Here is a 7,564-nt window from a genome sequence, read left to right as displayed (position 1 = left end):
GCGGGTAGCTACTACACCGGCAAAAGCATCACCTGACTCTGTGCGACCACCGGCTTCTAATGTTGCTTCACGGGTATTAAATGAGCCAATCCGGGTAGAAACATGAACACCGTCATCGGGAGTTTTAGTCTGATAGTTGATAACACCGCCAATTGTGGAAGGGCCATAACGCAGAGATGAAGAGCCTTTCAGTATTTCAATGCCTTCCATACGCTGAATGCGAGGATTGAAATAACGTTCATTACCGATAAATAAACCAGGTGCAACAGGTACACCATCTTCCAGAATCAACGATTTCGATTCACTGGCTGAAAGGCCGCGAATACCCACATTGCTGACTACAGCTGACTCTTCTTCAGTCTTGACGTTAATACCCGGTACACGACGTAAAACGTCTTCTGTAGACGTTGGCTGAATACGTTCAATTTCTTCACGATCAATGATGATTACTGCACCGGTCTGACGTGAAATACTATCCTCGTCTGAACCGACAACTTGCATTGCAGGCATTTTAAATTGTGTGCTGGTTTGTGTTTCGGCACTTGCTGAAATTGGAATACTGGCGATTGCCAATACCTGCATAACATACAGTGGTTTTAATCTCATGTTCCTTCCTTAATGGTTTAAATATTGAAACGTGACGATCAGCATAAGAATTGCGTTGTAACGTCTCTGAAAAACTTCGTGTTCATTCGTGTTTGTTTCTTACACAAAATATGAATGTCGCTAATGTCTGTTCGATGGTGGAGTTCAGTACGCATTCGATTTTTTAGTTAAAACGTCGAATTCATGATTATGTAAATAAATGTAAAGGCGAATAATAATAGTTCTTATTATCCTGTCAAGAAGTTTTCATTTAAATGTGGGATTTTTCATTCACCGTTAGGGGGAGTTCAGTGATTAGCTAAAGCAGGCTTTTGCAGATTTACATCGAACAATTGAAAATAATGGCTGGATGCGAATATTCAGCGAAGAAGGTATCTAATGCAGGAGTTGAAAATCAAACGTTGATCAAATACCGAAGTGGCAACGATCCACTCGTTATCAGGTTGGTATTAACACAAACTTTTGCGCATGTGGGCTGACGGTTAATTACTGTTGATGTATTTTTGTAAGGCTTTTTAAACGCCCGACATAAAGTGCTGTTGCACCAGCAACAGCCACCGGGATAATCAGAAAGTTCACTACCGGAATCATGGTTGCTCCCAGCGTTGTCATGCCGAACCCTAAAGCTAATGAACGTTTGGTTCTGAGCAGTTCACGCTGTTGTTTAAACCCCATCAGATGATTTCCTAACGGGTAGTCATGGTAATCAAGCGCCAGTGTCCAGCTGGAAAAAAACAGCCATAACAAGGGCGCAATCAGATTAATGCCTGGTATCCATGAAAGGATGAATAATGGAATCATCCACTTCAGCAAATAAACCAGTTTACGTAATTCATTGAAAATCATTCGCGGCGTATCGGCGATTAATTGCAAGAGCGTTTGTTCTGGCGGTGGTTGATTGGAAAGTCGTTTTTCAACCGCTTCAGCTAACAATCCATTAAACGGTGCGGCAACAATATTGGCGAGAATGGAAAAAGTGAAAAACACCATTAACACAATCAAGATCGCAAACAATGGCCAGAGAATCCACATCAATGCATTGGATAACCATTCCGGTAACCAGGTCGGTGTCAATTGGGTCATCCAGTCTTCAAACTGAGTGATACCAAACCAGATTGCACCGGCAAACAGTAGCGTATTAATGAATATAGGGATATAGGCAAAACGGCGTACACCGGGTTGATTTATGAGTTTGAATCCACTTAATAAATAACGCGAGCCTTGAATGAAATCACCCATTTATCAATACCTTATTCAAATAACCTGAGGCCGTCTCTAGCGAGTAATGCACTGCCATAAGCTGCATCGGTTTGGTGGGTTTGTTTAAATGACACCCGTAATAAAGATTGACGTAATCGGGTCCATACAGAATTATCTGAACCACCACCAACACTGCGAATGGATATTAATTTTGACTCACTGAGCTGTTGCAAACAATCGTATCCAGCTTTTTCTATACTGGCGATACCAGCCAGCAACCCATATAAAAACACATGATCTTCCGCTGGGCGTGGCTGCATTCTTGGCGGGTAGTCTGCATCCGCTATTGGAAAGCGTTCTCCGGACTTAAGCAGCGGATAATAATCGGGTGGTGACTGTTGTAAATCAATTTTCTGACTTAACGTTCTCAGTTGCTCATTATTAAAAAAATGTCTTAATACTGCACCGCCAGAATTGGATGCGCCACCACAAAGCCAGAATTTGCCCAGTTTATGGCTGTAAATTCCTCGCTTTGCATCAAATACCGGTTTCTGGCAGATAAGTTTCAATACCAGCGTGGAACCCAGAGAGGTAACAGCTTCGCCAATCGCATTTGCACCTGTTGCGATAAATGCGGCAAGACTATCCGTTGTACCGGCTTTAAGAATCGGTGAAAAAGACTGTTTCAGCCCAATTTTTTGCATCGATGATTCCGACAGTTTGCCAATCACCGTGCCAGGTGTAACGACATTGGGTAAAACGTCAGTTGAAGTAAGCGATTCTATCCAGCTCGGCCATTGATTGTTTACGATATCAAACCCTGACTTTAATGCATTGTTATAATCGGTGGTGCCCGGTTTGGCTCCTAATTGAANNTGCCAGCCAGTCCGCCTGGTGTGCTAAATAGTATTTTTCCGGTAAGGCCAAGGTTCTCTGGAGGTACAGTAATTTTGCCAGTCCGCTGCCGGGACCGTGCGCTGCTGAGTCAGCTGGTGCCGTTTTGTCAATTTGCTGACTTGCATTTATGGCGCGTTGATCGTTATACATCAACATCTCACTAAGTGGACGTCCCTGTAGATCGCACAACATGACTGAACCTGATGTAGCATCAATAACAATGGACTCAACTTCAACATCGGGAATCTGACATAACAGGTTTTTTAAAGTGGCAAAAACAAAGTGAGATTGTTGTTTTGCGGAAGGATAGGGCTGCGGAGATGCGGGGAGTGTCAGTTCGGTTTGGGCGAGAATAGCCCCCGATTTATCAATGGCGCAAACCCGGCACCCGGAGGTGCCGAAATCAATGCCAATCCATGCGCTGTTGCGCATCTTTATGGAAGCTGAACAGGTGTTGGTGCAACCCAACCTTCTTTACGATATTCAGCAACCACATTGGTGTAGACACCGCCACGTACATTGAAAATACCGGTTACCCGCATAAACCGGGGATCAGTTGCCGCGACCAGATCGGTGAGAATTTGGTTGGTCAGTTTTTCATGAAAACCGCCTTCTTCACGATACGACCAGAAATACAGTTTCAGGGATTTCAGCTCGACGCATTTCAGATCCGGTACATAATCGATCTTAATCGTGGCAAAATCCGGTTGACCGGTTTTCGGACACAGACAAGTAAATTCAGGTGTTTCGATGTGGATGGTATAATCCCGCTCCGGTACGGCGTTATCGAAGGTTTCCAGTTGTTTGCTTGGTAGCGTAGACATAGGTAATCTCTGAGAGGTTTATAAAACCGTTATTATCCCTGAGTTGGCAGATTTAATTAAGTGTTTGAAATCATTCTCCTGTCTGTAGTTGTTTTAGTGGCGCTGGTTATCGGCGGCTGGTATACCCATTCGCGGCAACAGCAGCGTGCCCAGGAATTTGAGCGCGAACTGGATCGCTTCGATGAAGCTGATAATAGTGATTTTCACGCGCGATTTGATTCGGTATTTGCGCAAGATACCGTGGATTTATCCGACGGACCCAAAGTGCGGTTGGATTCGGATCAAGCCGAAGATCCTAATGTAGCCGTTGAGTCGGATGAAGACGAGTTCGATGATGAAGAGGCTGACGAAGCACCAGATTGGGAAATGGTGGTTGCGCTGACCATAATGGCTCCGGAATCACAGATGTTTACCGGTCGCGCAATCAAATCTGCGCTGGATCAGCAGGAAATGCATTTTGGTGATATGCAGATTTATCATCGTTATACCGTGAATAATCGACGCCAAACACTTTTCAGCGTCGCCAATATTCTCGATCCCGGCACTTTATTGCCGGATCAGCTGATTTCGATGAAAACACCCGGTTTATTAGTGTTTGCAAGACTTCCCGGTCCGGTAAATGGTTTGACCGTATTTGATTCCATGCTTGATGCCGCTCAGCAATTAACCGCCTATCTGGGGGGGATTCTTTGTGATGAAAAGCGTGAACCGATAACTGACAAGCATTTGGAAGCCATTCGCAACCGGATTTTTGAGTTAAATTTATCTTTGCAGGCAGGCAATAAATCTGATGACGATTTCACCTGAAATCAGTGAACGGGCACAACAACTTCGAGATTTAATCAACCGTTATAATTTCCTGTATTACAGCGCTGATGATCCGGAAGTAACTGACGCTGAATATGACCGCTTATTTGCCGAATTAAAACAGCTGGAAACCAAGTATCCCGTATTAGTCACGCCTGATTCGCCCACACAGCGTGTCGGTTCAGCACCGTTAAATAAATTCACACAAGTTACCCATGCGATGCCGATGTTATCGCTGGATAATGTATTTGACGAAGCGGAATTAACAGCTTTTAACCAGCGGGTGCGTGATCGTTTGAATACCGATGCGGTGATTACCTATGCTGCCGAACCAAAACTCGATGGTCTTGCCATCAGCATTCGTTATGAAAATGGTTTACTGGTACAGGCAGCCACCCGTGGGGATGGTGCGGTAGGGGAGGATGTTACCGAAAATGTTCGCACTATCCGGAATATACCTTTAAAACTTCATGGTAACAATGTTCCGCAAGTGGTTGAAATACGTGGTGAAATCTATATGCCAAAAGCAGGTTTCGAAAAGCTGAATCAACAGCGTTTGGCAAACAATGAAAAATTGTTTGTGAATCCACGCAATGCTGCTGCAGGTTCATTAAGACAACTTGATTCATCTGTAACAGCCAGCCGTCCTTTGGCGTTGTTCTGTTATGGACTTGGCGAAATCGAGGGCATGGAACGCCCGGCCAGTCATACCGAAGCCATGCAGATTATTAAAAAATGGGGTGGGGCAGTGTGCCCTGATACCAAACAGCTGCAGGGTGTGGATGAATGTCTGGAATATCTGCATCAAATTGGCGAACGGCGTGCCAGCCTGTCTTACGATATTGATGGTGTGGTATTCAAGGTTGATGACAGTCGGTTGCAGGACCGTCTGGGTTTTGTTTCACGCGCACCGCGCTGGGCCATTGCCTATAAATTTCCGGCGCAGGAAGAAAGCACTCAGGTTCTGGATATTGAAGTACAGGTGGGTCGTACCGGTGCGTTAACGCCGGTTGCTCGATTACAGCCAGTTTTTGTCGGAGGCGTTACAGTGAGTAATGCTACCCTGCATAATGAAGATGAAGTTCGCCGTAAGGATGTTCGCATCGGCGATACAGTCATTATTCGACGGGCAGGGGATGTTATTCCAGAAGTGGTTCAGGTAGTCAAAGACAAACGTCCTGACAATGCTGTCGAATTTGTGATGCCCAGCCAGTGTCCGGTTTGCGGTGCCGAAGTTGAACGGGTTGAAGGCGAGGCAGTAGCCCGTTGCAGTGGTGGATTATTCTGTGGCGCACAACGCAAGGAAGCTATTAAACATTTTGCTTCACGTAAAGCGCTGGATATTGATGGCCTGGGCGATAAGATTGTTGAACAACTGGTCGATGCAGAATTAATCAAAGATCCAGCCGATTTGTTTTATCTGACCAAAGCACAGTTTTCAGCATTGGATCGTATGGGCGACAAATCAGCCGAAAACCTGGTGAATGCATTAAACCATGCAAAAAATACCCGTTTTGCACGTTTTTTATATGCATTAGGTATTCGGGAAGTGGGGGAAGCCACTGCGCGATCATTGGCATTACACTTTGTCAAATTAGACAAATTAACCACAGCCAAAGAAGACGAATTAATTGAAATTGAAGATGTGGGGCCGGTCGTTGCTCACCATATTTATACCTTTTTCCGTCAGGAACATAATCTTGATGTGATCCAGCGGCTGTTGGATGCTGGAGTGAGCTGGCCAGAAGAAAAACCGGTTTACGCTGATTCGGAATTAACTGGTAAAACCGTTGTATTGACAGGCACGCTGGAAAACCTGTCACGCAGTGAAGCCAAAGAGAAATTATTAGCATTAGGTGCCAAAGTGGCTGGCAGCGTGTCTGCCAAAACCGATTATGTGGTTGCCGGAAGAGATGCCGGTTCAAAATTGAATAAAGCCCAATCCCTCGGGATTGAAGTGGTCGATGAAGCGACCTTAATACAGTGGATTAATTAAATGAGTGCAGTTGCCGATGCCATCAAAAAAGTCGCTACCGGCCCCCATCTGAGTAAAGATCTCAGTCTGGAGGAGAGTCGCGAGGCGATGCTGGAGATTCTGTCCGGAAAGGTTGATCCGGTGCGAATGGCAGTGATGTTGATTGCATTGCGCATGAAACGTGAGACCGATGAGGAAAATCTGGGCTTATTACTGGCCATGCAGGAAGTCACCGGTCAGCAGCCATTAGATGTTGAAAATGTCATGCTGCTTTCCGATCCGTTTAATGGTTTCAGCCGACATTGTCCGATTGCGGCATTTTTACCTTCGGTAATGGCCGCGTGTGGATTACCGGCCTTATCACAAGGTGTCTATGAAATGGCACCGAAATTCGGTGTCACCCATGCACAGGTTCTCGAAGCCGCTGGGGTCAATATCCGACTCAGTGTCGCTGAAGCAGTCAAGCAATTAAATGATGCTGATATAGGTTGGGCCTATCTGGATCAGGCAATTACTACGCCCAGCTTGTTTGCTTTACAGGATTTACGTCGATTAATGATTAAACGCCCCAGTCTGGCTACGCTGGAAAAACTGGTGATGCCGGTTAAGGCTAAAAAAACGCATTTGCAAATTGGCTTTGTGCATAAAGCCTATCCTCCGGTTCTGGCGTATCTGGCAAAGCAGAGTGGTTTTGACAGTGCATTGATTGTACGTGGCCTGGAAGGTGGCATTGTGCCGACGCTACGTGAATCATCTGATAATTTTTTACTGATAGATGGCGCATTAAAACCCTGCGCATTAGATCCACAGGCTTTTGGTGTAGATCAACAAACCCGTGGGGTGATGCCTGAACTGGAAAAACTGACGGCCGCCGAATCTGCCCAACGTGGTCTGGCAGCATTACAGGGTGAAAAAGGTGTGGCTTACGATCTGCTGGTTTACGGGGCAGCGATGGCTATCTGGCATTGTGGACTCGTCAGTGGTCAGTCTAAAGCCGGCGATTTAGTCAGAAACGTTCTGGACTCGGGTAAAGCCTTTGCTACATTTCAAAAAGGGCAAACAAAATGATTCTGCAACAGCAATTACAATTTGAAATGAATGGTCGCAGCACGCTGAATATCAGCGATGATGTGACCAAAATTGTGTCAGCATCGGGTATTACAACCGGCACATGCCATGTGTTTGTTCAACATACCAGTGCATCGTTGATGATTTGTGAAAATGCCGATCCGGATGTCAGACGTGATCTGGAAAC

Annotated in this window: 9 protein-coding genes; 4 read left to right on the top strand and 5 right to left on the bottom strand. The window is 45.5% G+C overall.

Going from position 1 to position 7,564, the window contains the following annotated elements:
* The 5 genes from B3O33_RS13340 to queF all read right to left on the bottom strand — a co-directional run.
* The coding region (locus B3O33_RS13340) for a TonB-dependent receptor plug domain-containing protein (RefSeq protein WP_292363807.1) at positions 1 to 606 on the bottom strand (606 nt) is incomplete at its 3' end.
* A 486-nt stretch (positions 607 to 1,092) separates the two neighbouring features.
* Positions 1,093 to 1,845: a sulfate transporter CysZ gene (gene cysZ, locus B3O33_RS13335; protein WP_292359565.1), complete on the bottom strand. Its 753-nt coding sequence runs from the start codon at positions 1,843 to 1,845 to the stop codon at positions 1,093 to 1,095.
* Positions 1,846 to 1,856: 11 nt separating this feature from the next.
* Complete coding sequence (locus B3O33_RS13330) at positions 1,857 to 2,510, bottom strand: FGGY-family carbohydrate kinase (protein ID WP_292363806.1); 654 nt, start codon at positions 2,508 to 2,510, stop codon at positions 1,857 to 1,859.
* A gap of 133 nt (positions 2,511 to 2,643) precedes the next feature.
* Positions 2,644 to 3,135 (bottom strand): FGGY family carbohydrate kinase, encoded by a 492-nt coding sequence (locus tag B3O33_RS13325; RefSeq protein ID WP_292363805.1) that lies wholly within the window; start codon positions 3,133 to 3,135, stop codon positions 2,644 to 2,646.
* Positions 3,136 to 3,137: 2 nt separating this feature from the next.
* Positions 3,138 to 3,527 (bottom strand): preQ(1) synthase, encoded by a 390-nt coding sequence (gene queF / locus B3O33_RS13320; RefSeq protein WP_292359561.1) that lies wholly within the window; start codon positions 3,525 to 3,527, stop codon positions 3,138 to 3,140.
* Positions 3,528 to 3,587: 60 nt separating this feature from the next.
* Here queF and B3O33_RS13315 point away from each other — a divergent pair, with 60 nt between their 5' ends.
* The 4 genes from B3O33_RS13315 to B3O33_RS13300 form a co-directional block, all read left to right on the top strand.
* Complete coding sequence (locus B3O33_RS13315; RefSeq protein WP_292359560.1) at positions 3,588 to 4,334, top strand: cell division protein ZipA C-terminal FtsZ-binding domain-containing protein; 747 nt, start codon at positions 3,588 to 3,590, stop codon at positions 4,332 to 4,334.
* A complete protein-coding gene (gene ligA / locus B3O33_RS13310) occupies positions 4,318 to 6,330 on the top strand; it encodes an NAD-dependent DNA ligase LigA (protein WP_292359558.1) in 2,013 nt (670 codons plus the stop codon). Before B3O33_RS13315 ends, ligA begins: the two co-directional genes overlap by 17 nt.
* Positions 6,331 to 7,377 carry an anthranilate phosphoribosyltransferase gene (locus B3O33_RS13305; protein ID WP_292359556.1) on the top strand — a complete coding sequence of 349 codons (1,047 nt, stop codon included), beginning with the start codon at positions 6,331 to 6,333 and terminating at the stop codon, positions 7,375 to 7,377.
* Positions 7,374 to 7,564 (top strand): YjbQ family protein (locus tag B3O33_RS13300; protein WP_292363804.1); only part of this gene is annotated, 191 nt, incomplete at its 3' end. The genes B3O33_RS13305 and B3O33_RS13300, both read left to right, overlap by 4 nt.

Origin of the sequence: Methylophaga sp. UBA1464 (assembly GCF_002325665.1) — a bacterium.
GTDB lineage: Bacteria > Pseudomonadota > Gammaproteobacteria > Nitrosococcales > Methylophagaceae > Methylophaga.
Note: the sequence above shows the minus strand (reverse complement) of the source record. Positions and strands in the feature narration are given on the sequence as shown.

Bases quoted from the DNA above. Each gene is read 5' to 3' on its own strand.
- ligA (WP_292359558.1), top strand. From the start codon at position 4,318: ATGACGATTTCACCTGAAATCAGTGAACGGGCACAACAACTTCGAGAT.
- B3O33_RS13330 (WP_292363806.1), bottom strand. From the start codon at position 2,510: ATGCAAAAAATTGGGCTGAAACAGTCTTTTTCACCGATTCTTAAAGCC.
- queF (WP_292359561.1), bottom strand. From the start codon at position 3,527: ATGTCTACGCTACCAAGCAAACAACTGGAAACCTTCGATAACGCCGTA.
- cysZ (WP_292359565.1), bottom strand. From the start codon at position 1,845: ATGGGTGATTTCATTCAAGGCTCGCGTTATTTATTAAGTGGATTCAAA.
- B3O33_RS13305 (WP_292359556.1), top strand. From the start codon at position 6,331: ATGAGTGCAGTTGCCGATGCCATCAAAAAAGTCGCTACCGGCCCCCAT.